This window comes from Aeromicrobium yanjiei (assembly GCF_009649075.1).
Classification (GTDB): Bacteria; Actinomycetota; Actinomycetes; order Propionibacteriales; family Nocardioidaceae; genus Aeromicrobium; species Aeromicrobium yanjiei.
In genome coordinates this window covers 1,386,069-1,410,358 of sequence record NZ_CP045737.1, presented here as the reverse complement: position 1 = coordinate 1,410,358, position 24,290 = coordinate 1,386,069, and the positions used below count along the sequence as shown (strand labels likewise).

Annotated in this window: 23 protein-coding genes; 2 read left to right on the top strand and 21 right to left on the bottom strand. The window is 70.5% G+C overall.

The features are described 5' to 3' along the window. The 17 genes from trpA to hisD form a co-directional block, all read right to left on the bottom strand. Complete coding sequence (gene trpA / locus GEV26_RS07090) at positions 1-798, bottom strand: tryptophan synthase subunit alpha (RefSeq protein ID WP_153652418.1); 798 nt, start codon at positions 796-798, stop codon at positions 1-3. Next, on the bottom strand, positions 795-2,021 hold the full coding sequence (gene trpB / locus GEV26_RS07085) for a tryptophan synthase subunit beta (RefSeq protein ID WP_153652417.1): 1,227 nt from the start codon (positions 2,019-2,021) through the stop codon (positions 795-797). Before trpB ends, trpA begins: the two co-directional genes overlap by 4 nt. Before the next feature lie 68 nt (positions 2,022-2,089). Next, on the bottom strand, positions 2,090-2,899 hold the full coding sequence (gene trpC, locus GEV26_RS07080) for an indole-3-glycerol phosphate synthase TrpC (RefSeq protein WP_153652416.1): 810 nt from the start codon (positions 2,897-2,899) through the stop codon (positions 2,090-2,092). 87 nt (positions 2,900-2,986) lie between these two features. Beyond that, on the bottom strand, positions 2,987-3,412 hold the full coding sequence (locus GEV26_RS07075) for a DUF2752 domain-containing protein (protein WP_153652415.1): 426 nt from the start codon (positions 3,410-3,412) through the stop codon (positions 2,987-2,989). A 3-nt stretch (positions 3,413-3,415) separates the two neighbouring features. After that, complete coding sequence (locus tag GEV26_RS07070; protein ID WP_153652414.1) at positions 3,416-4,111, bottom strand: RDD family protein; 696 nt, start codon at positions 4,109-4,111, stop codon at positions 3,416-3,418. Between the two features lie 41 nt (positions 4,112-4,152). Then, positions 4,153-4,356, bottom strand: coding sequence for an HGxxPAAW family protein (locus GEV26_RS07065; protein ID WP_153652413.1), 204 nt, complete (start codon positions 4,354-4,356; stop codon positions 4,153-4,155). Positions 4,357-4,398: 42 nt separating this feature from the next. Further along, positions 4,399-4,980 (bottom strand): Trp biosynthesis-associated membrane protein, encoded by a 582-nt coding sequence (locus GEV26_RS07060; RefSeq protein ID WP_194839988.1) that lies wholly within the window; start codon positions 4,978-4,980, stop codon positions 4,399-4,401. Next, positions 4,977-5,342, bottom strand: a complete 366-nt coding sequence (gene hisI / locus GEV26_RS07055; RefSeq protein ID WP_153652411.1) for a phosphoribosyl-AMP cyclohydrolase — start codon at positions 5,340-5,342, stop codon at positions 4,977-4,979. Before hisI ends, GEV26_RS07060 begins: the two co-directional genes overlap by 4 nt. Then, positions 5,339-7,177: an ABC transporter ATP-binding protein gene (locus GEV26_RS07050; RefSeq protein ID WP_153652410.1), complete on the bottom strand. Its 1,839-nt coding sequence runs from the start codon at positions 7,175-7,177 to the stop codon at positions 5,339-5,341. The genes hisI and GEV26_RS07050 overlap by 4 nt, the downstream gene beginning before the upstream one ends. Beyond that, positions 7,174-9,045: an ABC transporter ATP-binding protein gene (locus GEV26_RS07045; protein WP_243838996.1), complete on the bottom strand. Its 1,872-nt coding sequence runs from the start codon at positions 9,043-9,045 to the stop codon at positions 7,174-7,176. Before GEV26_RS07045 ends, GEV26_RS07050 begins: the two co-directional genes overlap by 4 nt. Then, entirely contained in the window at positions 9,035-9,796 is a 762-nt protein-coding gene (hisF, locus tag GEV26_RS07040; RefSeq protein WP_153652409.1) for an imidazole glycerol phosphate synthase subunit HisF, read from the bottom strand. Before hisF ends, GEV26_RS07045 begins: the two co-directional genes overlap by 11 nt. Before the next feature lie 155 nt (positions 9,797-9,951). Next, a complete protein-coding gene (locus GEV26_RS07035) occupies positions 9,952-10,485 on the bottom strand; it encodes a DUF1707 domain-containing protein (protein ID WP_153652408.1) in 534 nt (177 codons plus the stop codon). A 3-nt stretch (positions 10,486-10,488) separates the two neighbouring features. Then, positions 10,489-11,214 (bottom strand): bifunctional 1-(5-phosphoribosyl)-5-((5-phosphoribosylamino)methylideneamino)imidazole-4-carboxamide isomerase/phosphoribosylanthranilate isomerase PriA, encoded by a 726-nt coding sequence (gene priA / locus GEV26_RS07030; RefSeq protein ID WP_153652407.1) that lies wholly within the window; start codon positions 11,212-11,214, stop codon positions 10,489-10,491. Between the two features lie 64 nt (positions 11,215-11,278). Then, positions 11,279-11,914, bottom strand: coding sequence for an imidazole glycerol phosphate synthase subunit HisH (gene hisH / locus GEV26_RS07025; RefSeq protein ID WP_153652406.1), 636 nt, complete (start codon positions 11,912-11,914; stop codon positions 11,279-11,281). Continuing rightward, positions 11,911-12,534: an imidazoleglycerol-phosphate dehydratase HisB gene (hisB, locus tag GEV26_RS07020; protein WP_153652405.1), complete on the bottom strand. Its 624-nt coding sequence runs from the start codon at positions 12,532-12,534 to the stop codon at positions 11,911-11,913. Before hisB ends, hisH begins: the two co-directional genes overlap by 4 nt. Further along, on the bottom strand, positions 12,531-13,607 hold the full coding sequence (locus GEV26_RS07015) for a histidinol-phosphate transaminase (RefSeq protein WP_153652404.1): 1,077 nt from the start codon (positions 13,605-13,607) through the stop codon (positions 12,531-12,533). Before GEV26_RS07015 ends, hisB begins: the two co-directional genes overlap by 4 nt. Then, positions 13,607-14,935 (bottom strand): histidinol dehydrogenase, encoded by a 1,329-nt coding sequence (hisD, locus tag GEV26_RS07010; RefSeq protein ID WP_243838995.1) that lies wholly within the window; start codon positions 14,933-14,935, stop codon positions 13,607-13,609. Before hisD ends, GEV26_RS07015 begins: the two co-directional genes overlap by 1 nt. A gap of 34 nt (positions 14,936-14,969) precedes the next feature. Between hisD and ybaK the strand changes: the two genes are divergently transcribed. Continuing rightward, complete coding sequence (gene ybaK, locus GEV26_RS07005) at positions 14,970-15,461, top strand: Cys-tRNA(Pro) deacylase (protein ID WP_279586768.1); 492 nt, start codon at positions 14,970-14,972, stop codon at positions 15,459-15,461. On the opposite strand, the gene GEV26_RS07000 is transcribed toward ybaK, so the two are convergent. After that, a complete protein-coding gene (locus tag GEV26_RS07000; protein WP_153652402.1) occupies positions 15,458-15,994 on the bottom strand; it encodes a hypothetical protein in 537 nt (178 codons plus the stop codon). The two genes, ybaK and GEV26_RS07000, sit on opposite strands and share 4 nt — an antisense overlap. 13 nt (positions 15,995-16,007) lie before the next feature. Next, on the bottom strand, positions 16,008-19,544 hold the full coding sequence (gene dnaE, locus GEV26_RS06995; RefSeq protein ID WP_153652401.1) for a DNA polymerase III subunit alpha: 3,537 nt from the start codon (positions 19,542-19,544) through the stop codon (positions 16,008-16,010). Positions 19,545-19,745: 201 nt separating this feature from the next. Between dnaE and GEV26_RS06990 the strand changes: the two genes are divergently transcribed. Beyond that, the gene (locus GEV26_RS06990) at positions 19,746-20,153 is read left to right on the top strand and encodes an iron chaperone (protein WP_153652400.1); all 408 of its coding nucleotides are present in this window, start codon (positions 19,746-19,748) and stop codon (positions 20,151-20,153) included. 1 nt (position 20,154) lies between these two features. On the opposite strand, the gene GEV26_RS06985 is transcribed toward GEV26_RS06990, so the two are convergent. Together GEV26_RS06985 and GEV26_RS06980 are read right to left on the bottom strand one after the other, a co-directional pair. Next, positions 20,155-22,932, bottom strand: a complete 2,778-nt coding sequence (locus GEV26_RS06985) for an outer membrane protein assembly factor BamB family protein (protein ID WP_153652399.1) — start codon at positions 22,930-22,932, stop codon at positions 20,155-20,157. Continuing rightward, complete coding sequence (locus GEV26_RS06980; RefSeq protein WP_153652398.1) at positions 22,929-24,230, bottom strand: hypothetical protein; 1,302 nt, start codon at positions 24,228-24,230, stop codon at positions 22,929-22,931. Before GEV26_RS06980 ends, GEV26_RS06985 begins: the two co-directional genes overlap by 4 nt. Positions 24,231-24,290: the final 60 nt, after the last annotated feature.

The following is a 24,290-nucleotide window of genomic DNA, read 5'->3' as shown; positions in this document are numbered from 1 at the left end:
TCAGCTCCTCTCGACGCCGGCGCGCAGGTCCTGCGCCAGGGCGCGGATCGCCTCGAGCCCGGCGGACTCGGTCTCGGCGTCCAGCAGACAGCGTACGAGGGCGGACCCGACGATGACAGCATCTGCGTAGGCCGCGATCTCGTGCGCCTGGGCCCCGTTGGAGACGCCCAGCCCCACGCCGACCGGCTTGTCGGTGACCTTCTTGACCCGGCCGACGAGCTCCTCGCCCAGCGAGCTGGTCTGGTCGCGGGCGCCCGTGACGCCCATGACGGCCGTCGCGTAGACGAATCCACTGGCGGCCTCGACGGTCATCTGCAGCCGCTCGTCGGTCGACGACGGCGCGACCAGGAAGATCCGGTCGAGGCCGTGGGCGTGCGACGCCGCGACCCACTCGGCGCCCTCGTCCGGGATCAGGTCGGGCGTGATGAGCCCCGACCCTCCCGCGGCGGCGAGGTCGGCGGCGAAGCGGTCGACCCCGTAGCGCTCGACGGGGTTCCAGTAGGTCATGACGACGGTCGGTGCGCCGGTCGCGGCGCTGGCGCGCACGACGTCCAGGACGTCGGCGGGCCGGGTGCCACCGAGCAGCGCCTGGTCGGCGGCGGCCTGGATGACGGGGCCGTCCATCACGGGGTCGCTGTAGGGAAGGCCCACCTCGACGAGGTCCACTCCCCCCTCGACCATGGCCTCGATCGCGCGGACGGACAGCTCCTTGGAAGGGAACCCGGCCGGGAGGTAGCCGACCAGTGCGGCGCGGTCCTCGCTGCGCGTGCGTGCGAAGAGCTCGTCGATCGCGCTCATTCCTCGACCCCCTGCTCCAGGACGACCGGCTCATCGATCAGCCCGAAGTACTCCGCGGCGGTGTGCACGTCCTTGTCGCCGCGGCCCGAGAGGTTGACCAGGATCGTCGCGTCCGGACCGAGCTCCTTGGCCAGGTCGAGCGCGCCGGCCAGTGCGTGCGCCGACTCGATCGCGGGGATGATGCCCTCGGTCTTGCACAGCAGGTCGAACGCCGACATCGCGGCCGCGTCGGTCGCCGGCACGTACGACGCGCGGCCCGTGTCGGCCAGGAACGAGTGCTCGGGGCCGACACCGGGATAGTCCAGGCCTGCGGAGATCGAGTGCGACTCGACGGTCTGGCCGTCCTCGTCCTGCAGCAGGAACGACCGCGCGCCGTGCAGCACGCCGACGTCGCCGCCCGTGATCGTCGCGGCGTGACGACCGGACTCGACGCCGTCGCCGCCGGCCTCGATGCCGACCAGACGGACGTCCGCGTCGTCGATGAAGGCAGTGAACAGGCCGATCGCGTTGGAGCCGCCGCCGACGCACGCGACGGCCGCGTCGGGCAGCTTGCCGTCGAGGGCCAGCACCTGCCGCCGGGCCTCGTCGCCGATGCCGCGGGTCAGGTCACGCACCATGCTGGGGAACGGGTGCGGTCCCGCGGCCGTGCCGAACAGGTACGACGTGGTGTCCACACTCGCGACCCAGTCGCGCAGGGCCTCGTTGATCGCGTCCTTGAGCGTGCGGCTGCCGCTCGTGACGGGGATGACCTCGGCGCCCAGCATCCGCATGCGCGCGACGTTCAGGGCCTGTCGCCCGGTGTCGACCTCGCCCATGTAGACCGTGCACTCCAGGTCGAGGTACGCGCAGGCCGTCGCGGAGGCAACCCCGTGCTGACCGGCCCCGGTCTCGGCGATCGCGCGCGGCTTGCCGATGCGCTTGGCGAGCAGCGCCTGCCCGATCACGTTGCGGATCTTGTGGGCGCCGGTGTGGTTGAGGTCCTCGCGCTTGAGCAGGATGCGCGCGCCCGCGGCCTCGGAGAAGCGGTGCGCCTCGTACAGCGGGCTCGGCACGTTGGCGTACTCGCGGAGCATCCGGTCGAGCTCGGTCATGAAGGCCGGATCCGCCTTCGCCTCGGTCCAGGCCCGGTCGAGCTCGTCGAGCGGGGCGATGAGCGCCTCGGGCATGAAGCGGCCGCCGAAGCGTCCGAAGTGGCCGGTGGTGTCGGGCTGTGCGTAGGTCATGTGTCCTCAGAGGGGTCAGGGGCAGCGGCAGGCGGACGAAGGCGCGTCACCGCAGCACGGTGACGCCACTACCAGCGGTGCTGCTGAAGCGCGGGATGGACGCCGGCCGCGACGAGGTCCGCGACGCTGGCCCGGGGGTCGTCGCCGCGAACGAGGGTCTCGCCGACCAGCACGACGTTGGCGCCGGACTTGGCGTAGTCGATGACGTCGCGCGGACCGCGCACACCCGAGGCCGCGACCTTGACCGCGGTGTCGGGGATGAGGGGGGCGAGGCGCTCGAACGTGCCACGGTCGACCTCGAGCGTCTTGAGGTTGCGGGCGTTGACGCCGATCAGGTCGGCGCCGGCGTCGACCGCGCGCTTGACCTCGGCCTCGTCGTTGACCTCCACCAGGGGGGTCAGGCCGATCGACCGCGCCCGCTCGATGAGGCTCTCCAGCGCGATCTGCTCGAGGGCCGCGACGATGAGCAGCGCCATGTCGGCGCCGGCCGCGCGTGCCTCCCACAGCTGGTAGGAGGTCGTGATGAAGTCCTTGCGCAGCAGCGGGACGTCGACCGTGCCGCGGACCGCGCGCAGGTCGGCCAGCGTGCCGCCGAAACGGCGCTCCTCGGTCAGCACGCTGATCGCTGCGGCACCGCCTGCGGCGTAGTCCGTCGCCAGCGCGGCGGGGTCCTTGATGGTCGCGAGCCGGCCCTCGCTGGGGCTCGACCGCTTGACCTCGGCGATCACCGAGACGCCGTCCGACCGGAAGGCCGGCATCGGGTCCAGCGCAGGGGGCTGGCGCGACGCCTGCTGCTTGAGGTCTTCGAGGCTGGTCGCGGCCATGCGCGTCTCCAGGTCCTCGGCCACACCGACCAGGATCTCGTCGAGCACTGACATGGATCCTCCTCTGCGGTCGATGGTCCTGTCGTTCAAGGGTATCCCGACCCGGGTTCCCATGGACCCCGGGTTGTGTACAGACCGCACTCAGGGCGCGAGCCAGCTGCCCCACGGGGTCATCCGCACGACCGTGAACACAGCGAGGACGCCCAGCACCGCCGCGCCCGAGCCCTTGCCGAGCACGATCATGCGGTCGCGTCGCCCCGTGGACCGGCGCACGACCCACAGCACCCAGGCGACCGCCAGCACGGCGACCAGGACGACGGCCAGCGCATTGCTGCTGAGCGCTCCGACCAGGTCGCCGCGGGTGAGGTCGTTGACCGCGCGGAGCCCGCCGCACCCCGGGCACGGCTGGCCGGTCAGCGCCAGGAACGGGCAGAAGCCGTACGTGCCGGAGTCGTGCGGGTCGCGCAGGTGCAGCAGGACTGCCGCGGCGGTCCCGGCAGCCGCGACCGCCGCCGGTGCCACCAGGGGGTGGACCGGCTCGCGGGCGGCTGGGACCGGGACCGCCATGGGTCAGTTCGCGGAGACGACGACCGTCGACACGACCTTGTCGTGCAGGGCCTGCTTCTTGTCGTCCCACAGCGGCCACAGCACGTTGATGTAGCACGTGATGGTCGTCAGGATCGTGTTCAGCAGGTAGCGGCCGAGGGCCAGGCCGACGCCCATGGGCTGGCCGGTCTGCTCCTTGACGACCTTGATGCCCACGATCTTCTTGCCCAGCGACTGGCCGGTGCGTCCCTGCCGGAACACGTAGTTCCACAGCGCGAAGACGAACGCGGCGACGTAGCCCAGGATCAACAGCACGTAGCCGAGGGGGTTGGCATCCTCGATGGTCGTGTTGCCCGCGTAGTCGGTGCGCTCGGTGCCGGTCGCGGCGATCACGATGAAGCCCGCGATCAGCGGGACGAGCGCGACAGCCGCGCCGATGAGGCCGTCGAGCAGGTAGGCACCCACCCGTGAGCCCCAGCTCGCGAACGGACGCGGACCGTAGCCCTGGGGCGGCTGACCGTACGTCGGCGGCTGGCCGTAGCCCGGAGCATGGCCGTATGCGGGGGGCTGGCCGTACGCGGGCGGCTGCTGGCCGTACCCGGGCGGGGGCGGCGGGGCCTGGCCCTGCCCGGGGCCGTTGGGCGGCTGCGGGGGCTGCTGCGGCTGGCCCTGGGGACCGTCCTCACCGGGGTACTGGGGGTACTGCGGGTAATCGGTCATGGGAGGGCCTCAGATCCGTCGGCGGGGTGAACGAGCGAAGGTCAGTTGTGGGAGTGCTCGGCGCGGTCGACGCCGAAGCCCGCTGCGGCCATGGCCCAGCCCACGATGCCGGAGGCGAGGGTGATGCCCACGCCGATCCAGAACATGATCCAGCGGGGCTCGGGGATCAGAGCGACGCCGCCGATCGTGATGCCGAGGAGGCACAAGATGACTCCGGTCCAGGCGGCTGGCGATGATCCGTGCATGGGACAACTCTCCTCGGGCGGTGATGGAACTCGCGGCCCAGACTACTGGGTGGGATCCTGCCCCTCGTCCATCGCCTTCCACATGTCGCTGTCGGAGACCTCCTCGGTCCCGGCAGCGCGGGCCGCAGGCGCCTCGTAGCGCCGCCCCATCGTGGGCCAGGCCCCGGCCCACCGGATCGTCGCTGCGCCCAGCAGGAAGGCCACGACGAACGCGAGCACCGTGACGGCGTACCACGGGGTGGACGAGATGTCGCCGATCGACTCCGGTCCGGTGAACGACGGGGACTCCTCCGCGGCCTTGCGCAGCGCCCGGTCCAGGGCGTCGCTGCCCGACGGCGGGGCCACCACCACGGCCAGGACCGACACCAGCATCGTCAGGGCGCCGACCACGCGGCGCAGGCGCGGCCCCGCCGCCAGGACGGCCAGCGCAGCGGTGACGACGACCAGGGCGAGCGCCGAGACGAGGGGCTCCGCGTCCGTGCCGGACACACCGACCGTCGAGGGCGGCAGTCCCTCGGACGACAGCTTCGCATCCGCCCACGTGCGCGCCGCGGCGAAGAAGGCGAGCCCGCCCGCGGCCAGCGTCGCGAGGACGACCGGGCCGTAGAGCCGCCGGGGGGTCACAGCAGGCGGTCCGCGTCGAAGCAGGTGGGGTCGCCGGTGTGGCAGGCGGGACCGGTCTGGTCCACGACGACGAGCAGGGTGTCGCCGTCGCAGTCGAGCCTGACCTCGCGGACGTGCTGGACGTGCCCCGAGGTCTCGCCCTTGACCCAGTAGGACTGGCGGCTGCGGCTCCAGAACGTGCCGCGCCCGGTGGTGAGCGTGCGGTGCAGCGCCTCGTCGTCCATCCAGCCGACCATCAGCACGTCGCGGCTGGTCGCGTCCTGGACGACCGCGGGCACGAGCCCGTCGGCGTCACGCTTGAGACGGTCGGCGATGGCGGGATCGAGGCTGGGCACGGGACCCAGTGTCTCAGGTGAGGTCATGACGGCTCCGTCACGGCCTGCGAGCCCGAGATCGAGGCCTGCGCGACCCAGCTCGCGTGCAGCCGGGCGTACACCCCGCCCGCGTCGACGAGCTCGGCGTGGCTGCCGTCCTCGACGAGCCGGCCCGCGTCGAAGACGAGCACCCGGTCCGCGTTCTCCGCGGTCGACAACCGGTGGGCGATCGTCACGCTCGAACGGCCGTCCAGCAGCTTGTCGAGCGCCCGCGTCGCCCGGAGCTCGGTCTGCGGGTCGACTGCGCTCGTGGCCTCGTCGAGCACGATGAGCTGCGGATCGGCCAGGGCCGAGCGCACGAGTGCGACCAGCTGGCGCTCCCCCGCCGACAGCGACTCGCCGCGCTGCCCGACCTGGGTGTCGAGGCCGTGGGGCAGGCCCGCGAACCAGTCGGTCAGCTCGAGCTCGTCGATCACGGCGACGAGCTCGCGGTCGCTCGCGTCCTGGCGGCCGTAGAGCAGGTTCTCGCGCAGCGTGGCGTCGAACAGGAAGCCCTCCTGCGGCACCATCAGGACGTGCCGTCGCAGGTCGGCGAACGACACGTCGCTGATGTCCTGCCAGGTCCCGCCGCTCGTGCCGAGGCTCACGACCCCCTCGGTGGGGTCCATCAGGCGGGTCAGCAGCTTGGCGAACGTCGTCTTGCCCGAGCCGGTCTCCCCCACGACCGCGACCCGCTGGCGCGGGGCGATCTCGATGTCGACGCCCGTGAGGACCGGCGGACCGCCCGGGTAGGCGAACGTGACACCGTCGAAGCGGGCGCTGAGCGATCCGCCGGGCAGCGGACGACCCGCGGGACCGGGGTCGACGACGTCGGCGGGGGTGTCGAGCAGGTCGATCACCCGGCGCCACGACGCGATCGCGTTCTGGGCGTCGGTCAGCACCTGCGTCGCAGTCTGCACCGGACCCACGAACAGGCCGACGAGGAACGCGAACGCGATGACCGTGCCCATGGAGAGGTCACCGGCCACGCCCAGGATCACGCCGAACGCGACGACCGCGCCGATCGCGAGTCCACCCGCGACGCCGGACGCCGCGAACGTGACCGCGACGAGCTTCTGGGCCTTGACGTTGGCGTCGAGGTTGCCCTTGATGCCTTCGTCGACGCGGTCCTGGGTGCGCTTCTCGATCGCGTACGCACGCACGACCGAGGCGCCGACCACGGGCTCGGCGATCACGGCGATCATCTCGCCGACCGTGCGCCGCACGATGTCGTACGCGTCGCTGAGGCGCTGCGCGAACCACTTGAGGCTGATCGCCAGCGGCAGGAAGCAGACCAGCACGACGATCGTGAGCTGCCACGAGTAGTACGCCATGATGGCCGTCGCGACGAGGATCTGGCCCAGGCTCACCACGATCTGGATGCCCGTGAACTGCAGGAACTGCGACACCTGGTCGATGTCGGACGTCACGCGGGAGACGAGCACGCCCCGGCGCTCGGAGTTCTGCGTCAGCATCGACAGGTCGTGCACGTGGCGGAAGGCGTCCACGCGCATCTGGGCCAAGCCCGTCTCGCTGGCCTTGAACAGCCTGATGCGCATCCAGTAGGCCACCGCGGCGGTGGACAGGACCAGGATCGCGGCGATCGTCAGGAAGCCGGCGATGTCGCCGACGCCGGTGTCGGCGCCGTCGCCGAGCCCGGAGTCGACCGTGCGCTGGATCAGGATCGGGATGACCGATCCGCCCACGGTGCTGAGGATCGCGAGCACGATCGTGAAGCCGAGCCCGTCCTTGATCGCGGGTGACAGCGCGAGCCCCCGCCGGATGATCGCGGTGCCGCTCAGGCGGCTGGACTCGATCTCGGGGAGATCGTCGACCGTGCTCATGACTGTGCCTCCCTCGCCTGGTCGTAGGCGTTGACGAGATTGCGGTAGTCGGGCGAGGCCTCGACCAGCTCGTCGTGGCTGCCGCGCGCGGCGATCGCGCCCTCGTCGAGGAACACCACCTCGTCGGCCAGGGCGATCGTGGCCTTGCGGTAGGCGACCACGAGGACCGTCGGGCCCTCGCCGTCCGACGTGTGGGCCGCGAGGGCCTTGAGGATGCGCTGCTCGACCTCGGGGTCGACCGCGCTCGTGGCGTCGTCCATCACGAGCAGGCGCGGGTGGCGGACCAGGGCGCGGGCGAGCGAGAGCCGCTGGCGCTGGCCGCCCGACAGCGTCGTGCCGCGCTCCCCCAGCTCGGAGTCGAGACCTCGCGGGAGGGCGGCGACGAAGTCGGCGGCCTGGACCGTGCGGAGCGCTGCCCAGACCTCGTCGTCGGAGTAGTCGGCGCCGAGCGTGATGTTCTCGCGCACGCTGTCGTCGAACAGGAACGTGCCCTGCGGGACGACCGCGATGACGCGAGCCAGCTCGTCGTGCGTCAGCTCGCGGATGTCGACGCCGTCCACCGCGATGCGTCCGCCCTGCGGATCGACCAGACGGGTGAGCAGCGAGGTCAGCGTGCTCTTGCCGCTGCCGGTCGCACCCACGACCGCGACGACCCGGCCGGGCTGGACGTCGAACGAGATGTGCCGCAGGACGTCGCGGTCCGCGTCGTCGAAGCGGAACGTCAGGTCCTCGACGTCAAGGCGCACGGGCCCATTGCCCGCCAGGGTCTGCGTGCCGTACGGCATCGAGCCGCGCTCCTGCAGCACCGCCTCGACCCGCTCCCAGCTGACGACGCTGCGAGGCAGCTCGCCGAGCACCCAGCCGATCGCGCGGACCGGGAAGGCCACGACCGTGAACAGGTAGGCCACCGCCACGACGTCGCCCGGGTCGGCCGCGCCGCTCGCGACCCGGCCGACGCCGAGCACGATGACCATCAGGATGCCGATGTTGGGCAGCGCCTCGAGCAACGGGTCGAACACGCTGCGGATGCGACCCACGGCGATGTTGGCGTCGCGCAGCTCGTGCGAGACCTCGCGGAAGCGGTCGGTCTCGTCGGTCTCGCGGCCGAGCGACTTCACGACGAGCGCGCCGTCGAACGACTCGTGCGCGACGGCGCTGACCGAGCCGCGCAGCGACTGCGCGTGGGCGACCTTGGGCGAGAGCCAGCGCTGGTAGAAGACGTTGATGATGAACAGGGCCGGGAACACGACGAGCCCCACGAGGGTCAGGACGAGGTCGGCGCGGACCATCTCGGCGATGGCCGCGACGAGCATCGCGATGACGCCGATCGCCATGGGCAGGGGCATGAAGACCGCCCACGCACCCTCGACATCGGCGTTCGCGTTGGACAGCAGCTGTCCGGTCGGGTGCCGGTGGTGCCACGACATCGGCAGGGAGATGTACTGGCGGGTGACCCGCCGGCGGTACTCCGCGACGAGGCGGTAGTAGACGATCCCGCCGATGAGGCGGCGGGCCACGATGCCGAGCGCCCGCAGGATCGCGACCGCCATGAACAGCGAGATGGCCGCGACGAGCGCGCCCTCGGCGACGTCGCCGCGGGCGAACGACGGACGGATCACGTTGTCGGTCGCCCAGCCGAGGACGCGGGCGTCCGCGACGGTCATGAAGCCGAACAGCACGCTGCCGATGACCGACACCCAGAACAGGAACCGCTGCTCCTTGATGCCGCGCCCGAGCAGCGCGAACCCGCGCCGGGTGATCTTGTCGGTCCGGGCGTCGCCGAGGTCGCGGTCGCGCGGCCCGGAGGTCGGGTCGGCCTCGAGGGGGTCGGTGGGGTCGGTCGTCTTGGTCGTGTCGTTAACGGACACGGTGTCCAGCAGCTCGCAAGGTCTCTTTCACCTGTCCGATGGTCAGGTCGCCGAAGTGGAACACACTCGCGGCGAGCACGGCGTCGGCGCCGGCCTCGATCGCTTCGGGGAAGTGCTCCAGGCGTCCGGCGCCACCACTCGCGATGAGCGGCACCTGTGTAACGTCACGGACCGCCCGAATCATTTCCAGGTCGAAGCCGTCCTTCGTCCCGTCGGCGTCCATCGAGTTGAGCAGCACCTCGCCGGCGCCGAGCTCGGTGGCCCGGCGGGCCCACTCGACCGCGTCGATCCCGGCGGACCTGCGCCCGCCGTGGGTCGTGACCTCGAAGCCGCTCGGCTGCTCGGCGGACCGGCGCGCGTCCACGCTCAGCACCAGGACCTGGCTGCCGAAGCGGTGCGCGATCTCGGCGATGACCTCGGGCCGGTCGATCGCCGCGGTGTTGATGCCCACCTTGTCGGCGCCGGCCCTGAGCAGGCGGTCCACGTCGTCGGGGGTGCGGACACCTCCGCCGACCGTGAGCGGGATGAACACCTGGTCGGCGGTGCGACCCACGACGTCGAACGTCGTGCTGCGATTGCCCGACGATGCCGTGATGTCGAGGAAGGTCAGCTCGTCGGCGCCCTCGGCGTCGTACACCTTTGCCATCTCCACGGGATCGCCCGCATCACGCAGGTCGACGAAGTTGACGCCCTTGACGACGCGACCGTTGTCGACGTCCAGGCACGGGATGACACGGACCGAGAGGCTCACCGGACGAGCCTACCGGGGCCGACCGATCTTTATGCGTTCGCGGTGCGGGGGCTGCGCAAACGCCGAAACGTCCGTCGCCGGTGTCACCGATCTTTGTGCGTTCGCGGTGCTAGGGCTACGCAAACGCCGAAAGATCGGTCGCTCACGACGGGCGGTCAGGTGGGCGAGTCGTCGTCGCGGCGGCGGGCTCGGCGGGACTCGGCCAGCTTGTCCTCGATCGCCTCGATCCGGGACTCGGCGTTGAGCCTCGTCGAGGCGTAGCCGATGCCGACACCGAGCGACGGGAACACCGGCCAGAAGAACAGGAGCTCGCCCGCGGCGCCGCTCGTGGCAGCCCAGATGGCCGTGCACAGGCCCGACACGAACAGCCAGCCGTTGCGCGCGTCCCGCAGATCGCGGCGGTACGTCACGAGCGCCTCGGAGCGCAGCTGGGTCGAGACGGCGGGGACCGGCGCCGGCCCGGACGGGAAGAGGTCGACGAGGAGCGGCAGGAAGCCGCCGAGCGAGCGGACGCCGAGCGCCGTCGAGCTGCGGTCGTCGTACTCGTCGCGGGTGAGCCGGCCGTCGGCGTAGGCCTCGCGCAGGGCGGCGGCCGCGACGTCCCGGTCGGCGTCGGACGCCTTCAGGTCGGCCGAGGCGGACTCGCGCGGGTCGGCCGAGAACGTCAACCAGACGTCGGCGGCCGCCACGGGTCAGCTCTCCCGGACCGCGGCCAGGGCCTCGGGCAGGGTGAACGCACCGGCGTACAGCGCCTTGCCGACGATCGCGCCCTCGACGCCGACACCCGTCAGGGTCGCGATGTCGCGCAGGTCCTGCAGGCTGGAGACGCCGCCGGACGCCACGACCGGCTTGTCGGTCTGCTCGCAGACCTGGCGCAGCAGGTCGAGGTTGGGACCGGTCAGCGTGCCGTCCTTGGTGACGTCGGTGACCACGTAGCGGGCGCAGCCGTCGCGCTCGAGGCGGGCGAGCACCTCGAACAGGTCGCCGCCCTCCTCGGTCCACCCGCGGGCCGCGAGGGTCGTGCCGCGCACGTCCAGGCCCACGGCGATGCGATCGCCGTACTGGCCGATGGCCTTGGCGCACCAGTCGGGGTTCTCGATCGCGGCGGTGCCCAGGTTCACGCGGGTGCAGCCGGTCGCGAGCGCGGCCTCGAGGGACGCGTCGTCGCGAATGCCGCCGGACAGCTCGACCTTGACGTCGAGGCGCCCGACGACCTCGGCCAGCAGCTCACGGTTCGAGCCCTTGCCGAATGCGGCGTCGAGATCCACGAGGTGGATCCACTCCGCTCCGTCGGTCTGCCACTGCAGGGCGGCGTCGAGCGGGGATCCGTAGGCGGTCTCGCTGCCGAGCTCGCCCTGGACGAGGCGCACGGCCTGTCCATCGGCGACGTCGACGGCGGGAAGGAGTTCGAGGGTCACGCAGGCGATGCTATCTGTCGCCCGAGCGGTCCCCCGCCCCGCCCGGATCGGGCGGACGGCGGGCCTAGAGCGTCGCGAGCCAGTTCTGCAGCAGGCGCAGGCCCGCGTCGCCGGACTTCTCGGGGTGGAACTGCGTCGCCCACAGCGGACCGTGCTCGACCGCCGAGACGAAGCGCTCCTCGGCGTACTCGGTCCAGGTCACCTGAGGGTCGGGGAATGCCGGCGGCTGCGACAGCACCCAGTCGCGCAGCCCGTAGGAGTGCACGAAGTAGAACCGTTCGTCCTCCAGGCCCGCGAACATGCGCGATCCCTCGCCCGGCTCGACCGTGTTCCAGCCCATGTGGGGCACGATCGGGGCCTGCAGGCGCTCGATGACCCCGGGCCACTCGCCGCAGCCCTTGGTCCGCACGCCGTGCTCGATGCCCTCCGCGAACAGGATCTGCATGCCGACACAGATGCCCAGCACCGGACGACCGGCGATCAGCCGACGCTCGATGATGCGGACGCCGTCGACCGCCTCGAGCCCCTTCATGCAGGACTCGAACGCCCCCACGCCCGGGACCAGCAGGCCGTCCGCCTCCGCGGCCACGCGGGCATCGGCGGTCAGCTCGACCTCGGCACCCGCGCGCTCGACCGCGCGCACCGCCGACCGGAGGTTGCCCGATCCGTAGTCCAGCACTGCCACCCGGGGACGGGTCACAACGCACCCTTCGTCGACGGCACGCCGGACTCACGCGGGTCGAGGGCGATCGCCTCCCGGAACGCGCGCGCCACGGCCTTGAACTGCGCCTCGGCGATGTGGTGCGGATCGCGACCCTCGACCAGGCGTACGTGCATCGTGACCGCCGCGTGGTGCGCGATCGACTCCAGGACGTGCGCGGTCAGCGAGCCGGAGTACTGCCCGCCGATGATCGCGGTGATCTGGCGCTCGGGCTCTCCCGAGTGCACGAAATAGGGACGGCCCGACACGTCGACGACGGCCTGGGCGAGCGACTCGTCGAGCGGCACGAGCGAATCGCCGTAGCGCTTGATGCCTGCCTTGTCGCCGAGCGCCTCGCGCAGCGCCTGTCCGAGGCAGATCGCCGTGTCCTCGACCGTGTGGTGGGCGTCGATGTGCAGATCGCCCTCGGTCCTGACCGTGAGGTCGATCAACGAGTGCCGCGAGAACGCCGTGAGCATGTGGTCGTAGAAGCCGACACCGGTCGAGATGTCGTTGGCCCCGGTGCCGTCGAGGTCGACCTCGACCACGACGTGCGACTCGGAGGTCTTCCGCTCGATGCGCGCTGTGCGGGCCTCGCGGGATGTCTTGCGAAGCGTCATCGGGTCACCTCCTGGAGTGCCGTCCTGAATGCCTGCATGTCCTGTGGCGTGCCGATCGACACGCGTAGCCATCCTAGGGGCCCGACCTCACGGATCAGCACCCCGCGGTCCAGCAGCCCTTGCCAGACCTGGTGCCGGTCCTCGAACCGGCCGAACAAGATGAAGTTGGCGTCGGAGTCAGCGACCTCGAAGCCCTCGGCGCGCAGCCAGTCGGCGGTCTCGTCGCGGGTCGTGCGCAGGGCGTCGACCTGGGCCAGCAGCTCGTCCCGGTGACGCAGCGCGGCGGTCGCGGCCGCCTGGCTGACCGCGGACAGGTGGTACGGCAGCCGGACGATGCGCAGTGCGTCGATGATCGCGGCGTCCGCGGCGACGTAGCCGAGGCGGCCCCCGGCCAGCGCGAACGCCTTGCTCATCGTGCGGGTCACCAGCAACCGCGGGAACTTGTCGAGCAGCTCGAGCGCGCTGGGCGTCCCGTCGCGGCGGAACTCCGCGTACGCCTCGTCGACCACGACGACGCCAGGGGCCGCTTCCAGCACCGCCCGCGTGTGCGCGGGGTCCAGCGCCGAGCCGGTCGGGTTGTTGGGCGACGTCAGGATCACGACGTCCGGCTTCTCGGCGGCGATCAGCTCGAGCGCCGCGTCGACGTCGATCCCGAAGTCGTCGCGGCGACGCCCCGCGACCCAGCGGGTGTGCGTGTTGCGGGCGTACTCGGGATACATCGAGTACGTCGGCGCGAACGACACCGCGGTGCGGCCGGGCCCGCCGAACGCCTGCAGCACCTGCTGCATGACCTCGTTGGAGCCGTTCGCGGCCCACACCTGGTCGGCAGTGAGCCCGTGGCCCAGGTACGCCGCCAGCGACGTCCGCAGCTCGGTCGCCTCGCGGTCGGGATAGCGGTTGAGCGTCGTCGCGACGCGCAGCACGGAGTCCGCGATGTCGCGGGCGGTCTCCTCGCTCGGGCCGTAGGGGTTCTCGTTGGTGTTGAGCTGGACGGGCACGTCGAGCTGGGGCGCACCGTACGGCTCGTCGTCCCGGAGCTCCTCGCGGATCGGGACCCAGTCGGGAACGGGCATCAGCGCGACGTCCGGATCGACACGGCCGCGCCGTGCGAGGGCAGGTTCTCGGCCTCGGCCAGCGTGACGACGTGGTCGCCCACCTCACGCAGCGCCGCCTCGGAGTAGGTCACGACGTGCATGTTCTTGCAGAACGCCCGCACCGACAGACCCGAGGAGTGGCACGCGCAGCCCGCCGTCGGCAGGACGTGGTTGGAGCCGGCCGCGTAGTCGCCGAGCGACACCGGGGTGTGCGAGCCCACGAAGATCGCGCCGGCGTTGACGATCCGGGCCGCGACCTGGCCCGCGTCGGCGGTCTGGATCTCCAGGTGCTCGGCGGCGTAGCCGTTCGCGACGTCGACGGCCTGGTCGAGGTCGCGGACCAGGACGGTCGCCGACTGCGGGCCGTCGAGGGCCGTGGTGATGCGGTCGGCGTGCTTGGCGTCCTCGACCTGCAGGTCCACCTCCACCTCGACCGCCGTCGCGAGCACCTCGCTGTCGGTGATCAGGACGCTGGCGGCCATGGGATCGTGCTCGGCCTGGCTGATCAGGTCGGCCGCGATGAACGCGGGGTCGGCGGTGTCGTCGGCGATGATCGCGATCTCCGTGGGGCCCGCCTCGGAGTCGATGCTGACGGTGCCCTGCAGGTGGCGCTTGGCCGCTGCGACGTAGATGTTGCCGGGACCCGTGATGAGGTTGACCGGGCGGCAGTCGACACCGTCGTCGGACGACGCGCCGTACGCGAACATCGCGAGCGCCTGGGCGCCTCCGGCCGCGTAGACCTCGTCGATGCCGAGCAGGGCGCACGCCGCGAGGATCGTGGGGTGCGGCAGTCCGCCGAACTCGGACTGCGGCGGGCTGGCCAACGCGATGCCGGGCACGCCCGCGACCTGGGCGGGGACCGCGTTCATGATCACGGTGCTGACGAGGGGCGCGAGGCCACCCGGGACGTAGAGGCCGACGCGCTGCATCGGCACGATCCGCCGCTCGACCGTCGCACCCGGGGCGACGTCGGTGACCAGCGACTGCTCGAGCTCGGCGGCGCAGGTCTGGCGCAACCGGCGGATCGACTCCTCCAGCGCGGCGCGGATCTCGGGCGCCAGGTCTGCGAGCGCGTCACTCAGCGCGGCTGCCGGGACCCGGAGCTGCTCCGGACGTACGCCGTCGAACTTCTCGCCCGCGTCCAGCACCGCCTGGGTGCCGCGCCTGCGCACGTCGTCGCAGATCGGGCGGACGGCCGCCAGCGCATGCTCGACGTCGACGGCCGCACGTGGCACGGCAGCGCTGTAGACCGCGGGGGCCTCGTCGGCAGAGGGGTCGAGCTCACGAAGGTCGAGACGTCTCATCACACCATCAAGTCTACGGACGCACTACGGTAAGGCTGTGGCCGCCAACCAGAAGCCCGCAGACGCGACACCGGCCTTCGTCATGCTCCACCGTGCCGGCATCGACTTCACCCCCCACTCGTACGTCCACGACCCGCGCGCGGAGTCGTTCGGCATGGAGGCGGCGCGCGCCCTCGGCGTGGAGCCGGCCCGGGTCTTCAAGACCCTCATGGCGGTCGTCGACGGAGAGCTGTGCGTCGGCGTCGTCCCCGTGATGGGGTCGCTGGACCTCAAGGCCCTCGCGGAGGCCCTGGGCGGCAAACGGGCGCAGATGGCCGACGCGGCGCAGGCCCAGCGGGCCACGGGCTACGTCATCGGCGGGATCTCCCCCGTCGGGCAGAAGAAGCAGCACCGCACGGTCGTCGACCGGTCAGCCTCGCGGTGGGAGACGGTCTTCGTCTCGGGCGGACGTCGTGGGCTCGAGGCCGAGGTGCGACCTGAGGATCTCGTGCGGGTGACCGGAGCGGTCACCGCCCGCATCGCGCGCTAGGCGTACGTCGCGGGGTCCGGCTCCCGGCGGGTCGACCAGACGGCACCGACCAGACCGATCAGGCCGAAGATCGGCCACACGAGGAACGGGACGATCCCGTCGATCTTCAGCTGGGCCGGGATGCGGTCGCCGACGGACGGCCTCGCGACCGTGGCCGGGTCGGGCGGGCCGAGCTCGACCCCGATGCGCCAGGCCAGGAGCGCCGCCAGCACCGTCACGACCACCACGAACGGGGTGAGGACCCAGCCGAGCTCCTCGAGCCGCCGGCCGGTGACCCAGCCCCAGCCGAGCGAGACCACGGCACCGATCGCCACGAACACCACGATCACGCCGAACTGCCCCTGCGACTCGGACTCGGACATGACGATCCCGCGGGAGGTGACCTGCCACTGGGCCGGATCGGCCAGCCAGACCCACACGAGACCGCCCACGACACCGAGCAGCAGCATGACGACGGCCGCGAGCACGACGCGCCGAGGCACCGCCGGGGTCACCCGCGGCGGGTTCGAGGTGGGGAGCGAGGGTTCGCTCACGACGGGCACGGGCTCAGGACAGGCAATGGGGACCCAGCAGCTCTTTGAGGTCGGCGATCAACGACGACGACTGTGCCACACGCAGGCTGTCGTCGAGCCGCATGACCTTGGTCGTCCCGTTGCCGACGAGCCGCAGGTGCACCTCGGACATGCCGGGATGGGCCGACAGCACCTGCTTGAAGGTGCCGATCGTGTCGGCGGTGCAGCGGGCCACCGGAAGGGTCACGACGAGCGGACGCTCGGGGCCGCCGGAGCCCATCGCGGGCATCGTGACCTCGAGGGCGTTGAGCTCGATGCCCTCGTCCTTGCGGCGCACGCGGCCCTTGACCACGACGATCGTGTCGGGCACGAGCACCGGCATCGCGAGCTGGTAGGCACCTGGGAACACCATGACCTCGATGCCGCCCTCGAGGTCCTCGATCGTGATCGAGGCCCAGGGGTCGCCCTTCTTGCTCATCCGCCGCTGCACGCCGGTGATGAGCCCGCAGATGCGGATCGTGCTGCCGTCGGGCAGATCGGTGTTGGTGAGCAGGTCGCCGATCGTGGAGTCGCTGCTCGCCCGGAGCACGTGCTCGAGGCCCTGCAGCGGGTGGTCCGAGACGTAGAGGCCGAGCATGTCGCGCTCGAAGGCGAGCAGCTGCGTCTTCTCCCACTCCGGCATCGTCTCGGGCACCTCGACCCGGCCGCCCGTGAAGACGTCGTCGCCGCCGCCGAACAGCGAGTCCTGGCCGATCGCGGCCTGCCGCTTGAGGTCGATGTAGAGGTCGACGCCCTCCTCCGCCACGGTCGTCAGCGCGCGCCGACGGTGCCCGAGGGAGTCGAAGGCCCCGGCCTTGATGAGCGAGTCCAGCACGCGCTTGTTGCACACGAGCGTCGGGACCTTGTCGAGGAAGTCGTTGAAGTCCGCGTAGGGGCCGCCCGTCGTGCGCCCCTCCACGATGCCCGCGACGACGTTCTCGCCGATGTTGCGGATCGCGCCCAGGCCGAAGCGGATGTCGGGGCCCACGGAGGCGAAGTTGGAGACCGACTCGTTGACGTCGGGCGGGAGCACCTTGATGCCCATGCGACGGCACTCGTTGAGGTAGATCGCCGACTTGTCCTTGTCGACGCGCGTGCTGGTCAGCAGCGCCGCCATGTACTCGGCCGGGTAGTTGGCCTTGAGATAGGCCGTCCAGTAGGAGATGACGCCGTACGCCGCGGAGTGCGCCTTGTTGAAGGCGTAGTCCGAGAACGGGAGCAGGATGTCCCACAGCGTCGTGATCGCCTTTTGCGAGTAGCCCCGCTCGAGCATGCCCTGCTGGAAGCCTGCGTACTGCTTGTCCAGCTCGGACTTCTTCTTCTTGCCCATCGCGCGACGCAGGTTGTCGGCCTGTCCGAGGGAGAACCCGGCGAGCACCTGGGCGATCTCCATGACCTGCTCCTGATAGACGATCAGGCCGTAGGTCTCCCCCAGCACCGTCTCCAGCGGCTTCTCCAGCTCGGGGTGGATCGGGTCGATCGGCTCGCGGCCGTTCTTGCGGCGGGCGTACTTGTTGTGCGAGTCCGCGCCCATCGGACCGGGGCGGTAGAGCGCGCCGACGGCCGAGATGTCCTCGAACTTGTCGGGCTTCATGCTGCGCAGGAGCGCACGCATCGGCCCGCCGTCGAGCTGGAACACCCCGAGCGTGTCACCGCGGGCGAGCAGGTCGTACGTCGCCTGGTCCTCGAAGTCGAGGTCCTCCAGGACCAGGTCGATGCCCCGGTTGCGCTTGATGTTGATCAGCGCGTCGTCGAGGACCGTGAGGTTGCGCAGGCCCAGGAAGTCCATCTTGACCAGCCCGAGCGCCTCGCACATCGGGTAGTCGAACTGGGTGATGATCGCGCCGTCCTGCTCGCGCTTCATGATCGGCACGATGTCGATCAAGGGATCGCTGGACATGATGACGCCGGCGGCGTGGACGCCCCACTGACGGATCTGGCCCTCCAGGCCGAGGGCGGTCTGGTAGATCTTGCGAACGTCCGCGTCCTCGTCGTGGAGCTTGCGGAAGTCACCGCCGTCGCCGTAGCGCTTGTCGTTCTTGTCGAACAGGCCCTTGAGGGTCACGCCCTTGCCCATGATGTCGGCCGGGAGCGCCTTGGTGATGCGCTCACCGTGCGAGAACGGGTAGTCCATGACGCGGGCGGCGTCCTTGATCGCGGCCTTGGACTTGAGCCGGCCGAACGTCGCGATCATCGCGACGCGCTCCTCGCCGTACTTGTTGCTGACGTAGCGGATGACCTCGCTGCGGCGGCGCTCGTCGAAGTCGATGTCGAAGTCGGGCATCGAGGGGCGCTCGGGGTTGAGGAAGCGCTCGAAGATCAGGCCGTGCGTGAGCGGGCACAGGTCGGTGATGCGCAGCGCGTACGCGGCGATCGAGCCCGCACCCGATCCACGCCCCGGGCCGACCCGGATGCCGTTGTCCTTGGCCCAGTTGATGAAGTCGGCGACCACGAGGTAGTAGCCGCAGTAGCCCTTGGTGCGGACGACGTCGAGCTCCATCTCGGTGCGGGCGCGGACCTCGTCGGTCAGCTTGTCGCCGGGGTAGCGGCTCTCGATGCCCCGCCAGACCTCCTTGACGAACCAGCTCTCCTCGGTCTCCCCGTCGGGGATGTCGGCGCGAGCCATGTAGCCACCGTTGGACTCGGTGAACTCGACATTGCACCGCTCGGCGATCAGGAGCGTGTTGTCGCACGCCTCCTTGAGGTCGAACCGGTCCTCCCACAGGTCGCGCATCTCGGCGGCGGACTTGATGTAGAAGTCGTTGGAGTCGAACTTGAAGCGGTTGGGGTCGGTCAGGGTGCTGCCGGACTGGACGCACAGCAGGGCCGAGTGCGCCTCGGCGTCCTCGGGGCTCGTGTAGTGCGAGTCGTTGGTCGCGATGGCAGGCAGGTCGAGATCGGCCTTGAGTCGCAGCAGCCCGTCGCGGACCGTGCGCTCGATCTCGAGGCCGTGGTCCATCAGCTCGAGGAAGAAGTTCTCCTTGCCGAAGATGTCCTGGAACTCGGCGGCCGAGGCACGCGCCTTCTCGTAGTTGCCGATGCGCAGCCAGGTCTGGATCTCCCCGGACGGGCAGCCCGTCGTCGCGATCAGGCCCTTGCCGTAGCGCTGCAGCAGGTCACGGTCGGCACGGGGCTTGCGGTACTGGCCCTCGAGGCTCGCGTAGGAGCCGATGCGGAACAGGTTGTGCATGCCTTCGGTGGTCTCCGAGAGCAGCGTCATGTGCGTGTACGCGCCGCGGCCCGCGACGTCGGCGTCCCGGGCGCCCTTGTTCCACAGCACGGCCTTCTTCTCGTGCCGCGGGATGTTGGGCGTGAGATAGGCCTCCATGCCGATGATCGGCTTGACCCCGTGCGCCTTGGCCTTGCTGTAGAAGTCGTAGGCGCCGTGCAGGTTGCCGTGGTCGGTCATCGCGATCGACGGCATGCCCAGCTCCGCGGTGCGTTCGAAGAGCCCGTCGAGGAGAGCCGCGCCGTCGAGCATCGAGTACTCCGTGTGGACGTGCAGGTGCACGAATGACGAGTCACTCGACATCGAAAAAAGGCCTCCTCGGCGCGGTCTGGGGGGAAGATCTACAGCCTAGTCGAGGGTCCCGACGAGAACCGACGGCACGCCGTACGCACCCCGCCGCCCCAGGGAAAAGCCCCCGTGGGGACCGACGATGAGGGTTTGCGGTAGCCCGAGCGACCCGGAACCCTCATCGTCCGTCCGGTCCCCGGCGGCCATACTGGAGGCATGGCCCAGCACCCGGATCGCGAGAAGCAGACCTACACGACTGTCGAGGACTACATCGCCGCGGCGACGTACGACGTCGAGCCCCGGCTGCAGGAGATGCGCTCGGTCATCCGCGCCGCGCTGCCCGACGCCGAGGAGACGATCAGCTACAACATCCCCGCCTACAAGCAGCACGGCGTCGTCATCGTCCAGTTCGCAGGCTACGACGAGCACACCTCGCTCAACTTCTTCCCGACCGCCGGGGCGTTCGCCCGGTTCGACGAGGAGCTGAAGCCGTACAAGACGTCCAAGTCGGCGATCCGCTTCCCGCTGGACCAGCCGCTGCCCGTCCAGCTGATCGGGGACATCGCCCGCTTCCGGCTCGAGGAAGCGGCCCAGTTCGCGGCTCGCAAGCGCTCAGGAGGATGAGCTACTCCTTCTTGGGCTCCTTCGGCTTCGGCAGCGCGAAGAGCCCTGCGTCGTGCAGCGGGTCCGCCGGGACCCTGCGCCCGGTCGCGTCGTAGGCCGAGCTCCACGAGTAGTCGTTGCGCGTCAGCGCGAACCCGCCGTCGAACGGAGTGACGTCCGGTCCCGCCTGCAGGCCGTTGCGGGCCTCCTTGGGGACGTTCCACCGCCCCGTGATCTTGCCGCTGGCCGCGTCGAGCGTCATCACCTCGACCGAGACGCCGTTGCTCATGGTCACGAGCACCGCCTTGCCCCCGTCGACGAGGTCGATCCGCTCCGTCGCCAGCGAGTTCAGCCGGTCCCGCTCCATCGAGTCCTTGATCGACGAGGTGCTGGTCCTCCAGCGGGCCTCGCGGTCCCTCAGCGAGTAGCGCACGACGCCTTGGGGCTGCAGGACGATCACCTCGCCGTCGTCGAAACCGACACTGACGTGACTGGACGAGACCGCACTCCACAGGGAGAACGTCGCCAGGTCGTCGGCGAGGTAGTCGCGCTTGACCGAGCCTGATCGGCCGACGACCCGGCCCGTGGCGGGGTCGAGGGCCACGAGAGCGTCCTTGACCGTCCCCTCCGGATCGGACATGTCGCCGAACGTCGTGGAGATCCACAGGCCGTTGCCGCGCCACGTCCAGATCGGGTTCCTCACGTCGACCTTGGACAGCACCTTCTTCGCCTTCGTCGACCAGACCCGCTCGAACCCCGGCATGCGATAGGCGTCGATCGCCCAGTCACGTCCCCCCTGGAGCTTCGAGGTGCTGATCAGCAGCGACGGGTCCTCGGGCGTCCGCTCCACCTGGTACGGCTGACGTGCGAGCCTCGCAACCGGCACCAGCTGCCCGCCCTGGAAGCGACTCACCCTCGAGTCGCCGGTCACGATGAGCACGACGCCGTCGTGGACGATCATCTGCGACACCCGCTTCGCCCCGCGCGGCAGGTCCAGCCGATCGATCACCGTCCCGTCCGCGGCGTTCACACGCAGCAGCGCGTCGCACTCAGCCCGCTCCCCGCCCGAGCGATAGGCGATCGTGAACGTCTTCACGTCCCGGTCCGGCTCCGCCGCCGAGCAGACGCGCGCGTCCTTGGCGTCGTCCACCTGCAGGGTCCACTTCTGCTTCCCCGACGCGGGGTCCAGACCCGTCACGACGTTCCCGGCGTACGTCACGACCGTGGATCCGGTGCTGAGCGCTCCGGCATGACGTTCGTTCGCGGCACGTGGTGGGGTCTCGACACCGCCGAGGACCTCGACGTCGGTATCGGTCGGCCCTGCGGTTGGCACCGCCCGAGCCGCCGAGCTGTCGGGCTGCGGGTAGGTGAAGACGCCGATGTCGTACTTGCCGCCCTTCGGCTCCTTCGGAGCGGCATAGCCGGTGAAGGCACGCCGCCAGGCATCGAAGTTGCGGGTCAGCACGACACCCTCCGCGAACAACGTCATGCCCGGCTCGGTCTGGAAACCGTTGCGGTACTCCGCGGGGACGGGCCACCGTGCCGCGAGCTTGCCGGTCTTGACGTCGGCCGCGACGATCTCGACCCCGGTGTTGTTGCTGACCGACGCAAGGACGTGACCGTCCGGCGTGACGCCCTGCGGCAGGACCGTCGTCAGCGGGTAGTCCTCCTCGGAGTCGAGCTCGAGCTGGCTGAGATCCAGGTCCCACACCATCTTCCCGGTCTCCAGCGAGTAGCGCGACAGCCCGCGGACCTGCGCGAAGATCGTGTCTCCTCCCGGCAGTCCGAGGGCCCGGTCGAGCTGGTTCGCGGCGCTCGCGACATCGAGCTGTCCCTCGGGCGCACGTCCTCCGCTGTCGGACGCCGCATCGTCGCGGCCCAGGACCTTGCCCGTCAGGGGGTCCACCTGCGCCATGTGGACCCGGCCATCGGCCTGCTGCACGAGCCACGCGGCGTTCCCGGGTGCGGCCGAGATCAGGCAGTCGTCCCGCACCTCGGGGAACAGTGCACCGTTGTCCGCGGTCCAGAGGTGCTTGAACGACGGCAGGGCGTAGCCGTCCACGTGGCACCGACCGCGATTGTCGCTGCGCGTCCCGATGAGGACGTCGCCCTCGGGGGTTGTGTGGAGCTGGTCGTAGGAGTCCGCCTCGAGGCGGACGACAGGTTGGGGCTCGCCCTTGGCCATCTTCCAGACGGCACCGGACGTGTCGACGATGTGGTCGCGTCCGCCGACCGTGAACAGGTGGTCGACTGCGCCGCCCGAAGGTCCGTCGAACTCGGCGGGCGCGTTGAGAACATCGCTGAGCCGCTTGGAGGTCGACAGCACCTTGCCGTCCGCGACCGAGATGGTCGCGAGATCCGAGCAGTACGAGTCGGCGCCGTACGCGACCGTGAAGCTCTTCACCGCGCGGTCCGGCTGCGAGACGAAACAGACTCCGCCGGTGCCCATGTCGAGATCGGCCGTCCACTTCTGCTCACCGGATGCGAGGTCGTACCCCGAGAGGTCGTCGACGGAGTAGCCGACGATCGTGCGCCCGCTCACGAAGGCACCGGAACGGCGCTCGACGAGGGCGTCGCTCGAGGAGCCGGAGGCCATCTTCTCCAGCTCGTCCGAGGCCGCGAGCAGCACCTTGGGCTGCAGCGCCGGCCCGGTCGCCGGCCCGCGTGCGGTCGGAGCCTTCGCCGGGACCGGCAGCGCTCGCGCCGTGTCGTCCTTGCCCTTCTTCTTCGGCTCGTCCCCGCCCGTGCACGCCGTCAGCCCCACCGCGATGGTGGCGACCAACGCCGCCAGACGCCTCACAGACCCAACCACGTGCGGGTGGCCGCGAAGATCTCGGGCTCGCTGCGTCCCAGCGTGTCGGCCGCCTCCTCACGAGATCTGGCGTAGAAGGTCTCGGCTGTCTTGAACACGGCATCGCGTCCCTTCTCGTCCTCGATGGACGCGTAGACGGCGCCGGCGCATGCGTAGAACTCGCGCTCACGCGGCGTCTCGTGGAACTCCTCATACCCCTTCAGCGCCACGCGCTCGAACTCCGCGAACGTCGATCGGATCGAGGCGCCCTCCCGCGCCATCAGACGTGCGCCACCCTCCGCCGCCCACATCGCGAGCCCCTCGACGGCCCACGTCGGGGTGTCTCCCGGTCCGGACCACTGCTCGGCGAGGACGTGCACCGCCTCGTGGCATGCCACTGCGGTGAAGTCCGACCTGCTGAACGCTGCCTCGTGCAGACCCACGCGACCCGTGCCGCGTGGCAGGCCATTGTCCTTGACCGGCTTCTTCTGACCCCGCGCGAGCTCGTCCGGGTCCACGAACGGGTGGTAGTAGGCGTGCGCGTCCGCATCGCTGATGCCGACACCTCCGTAGAGCTTGCCGTCCACCGCCGGCCAGGTCAGGGCGTACAGGACCTTGTCGACGCCACGAGGGCGCGGCATCGTGGCGAAAGCCCGCGCGGCGCCGGTCTCGATCTGCGCGGCGTACGCCCGAGCCCGCTTGCGATCCTGGAGTCGAAAGACGATCCAAGCGTGCTTGGTCTCGATCGCGTCGACCTCCGCGACGTCCCAGATCGACGGGTCGTAGCTCTCCTCGACGTCGCCGACGCTCATGAGCTCGAGCGGCGCGTCCGCAGTCTTCTTGCGGAACCCGGCGCGGGTCGTCTCGACCACCTGCTGGCCGTCGCATCCCATGACAGTGTGGGCGAACACGAGGTCACCGGTGTACTCGACCAGCCCTCCGGAGGCATTGCGGGTGCGCCCGTTCGGCACGCCGACGTACCACTCGCCCTCGACGAAGCCGAGCCGCTCGAAGTTGTCGAAGCGTCGACGCCAGCGCTTCTCGAAGTCCTTGAGACCGTAGTCCCCGGGGTCGATGACGGCCTTCAGCCGGTTGACGTCGCCGGTGCGGAACGCCTGGTTGAGGCGGTCACGCAGCGCCGCCGTGTCGGCCTCCGTGACCACGTTCCCCGTGCGCGGCTTGACGATGTTGGGACCCGTGGGCGTCGCGGTGGGCTTGGTCTTCGAGCCATCCTTGCCACCGCCGCACCCGGCCAGGAGCAGCCCCGCCGAGCCGAGCAGGAGCGTACGTCGTTGCAGATCTGTCATGGGTCCCCCGTCCCGAAGTCGCCCACACGATAGCGGGAACCATCAGGCCGCGGGGGCGTT

What these genes read in the sequence shown, in the direction of transcription:
- GEV26_RS06990 (WP_153652400.1), top strand. Translation starts at nt 19,746, where the DNA reads ATGGCCCAGCACCCGGATCGCGAGAAGCAGACCTACACGACTGTCGAG.
- hisI (WP_153652411.1), bottom strand. Translation starts at nt 5,342, where the DNA reads ATGACCTCACCTGAGACACTGGGTCCCGTGCCCAGCCTCGATCCCGCC.
- GEV26_RS07015 (WP_153652404.1), bottom strand. Translation starts at nt 13,607, where the DNA reads ATGCCCGTTCCCGACTGGGTCCCGATCCGCGAGGAGCTCCGGGACGAC.
- GEV26_RS07070 (WP_153652414.1), bottom strand. Translation starts at nt 4,111, where the DNA reads ATGACCGATTACCCGCAGTACCCCCAGTACCCCGGTGAGGACGGTCCC.
- GEV26_RS07050 (WP_153652410.1), bottom strand. Translation starts at nt 7,177, where the DNA reads ATGAGCACGGTCGACGATCTCCCCGAGATCGAGTCCAGCCGCCTGAGC.
- GEV26_RS07065 (WP_153652413.1), bottom strand. Translation starts at nt 4,356, where the DNA reads ATGCACGGATCATCGCCAGCCGCCTGGACCGGAGTCATCTTGTGCCTC.
- trpC (WP_153652416.1), bottom strand. Translation starts at nt 2,899, where the DNA reads ATGTCAGTGCTCGACGAGATCCTGGTCGGTGTGGCCGAGGACCTGGAG.
- hisB (WP_153652405.1), bottom strand. Translation starts at nt 12,534, where the DNA reads ATGACGCTTCGCAAGACATCCCGCGAGGCCCGCACAGCGCGCATCGAG.
- dnaE (WP_153652401.1), bottom strand. Translation starts at nt 19,544, where the DNA reads ATGTCGAGTGACTCGTCATTCGTGCACCTGCACGTCCACACGGAGTAC.
- trpA (WP_153652418.1), bottom strand. Translation starts at nt 798, where the DNA reads ATGAGCGCGATCGACGAGCTCTTCGCACGCACGCGCAGCGAGGACCGC.
- GEV26_RS06980 (WP_153652398.1), bottom strand. Translation starts at nt 24,230, where the DNA reads ATGACAGATCTGCAACGACGTACGCTCCTGCTCGGCTCGGCGGGGCTG.
- trpB (WP_153652417.1), bottom strand. Translation starts at nt 2,021, where the DNA reads ATGACCTACGCACAGCCCGACACCACCGGCCACTTCGGACGCTTCGGC.
- GEV26_RS07075 (WP_153652415.1), bottom strand. Translation starts at nt 3,412, where the DNA reads ATGGCGGTCCCGGTCCCAGCCGCCCGCGAGCCGGTCCACCCCCTGGTG.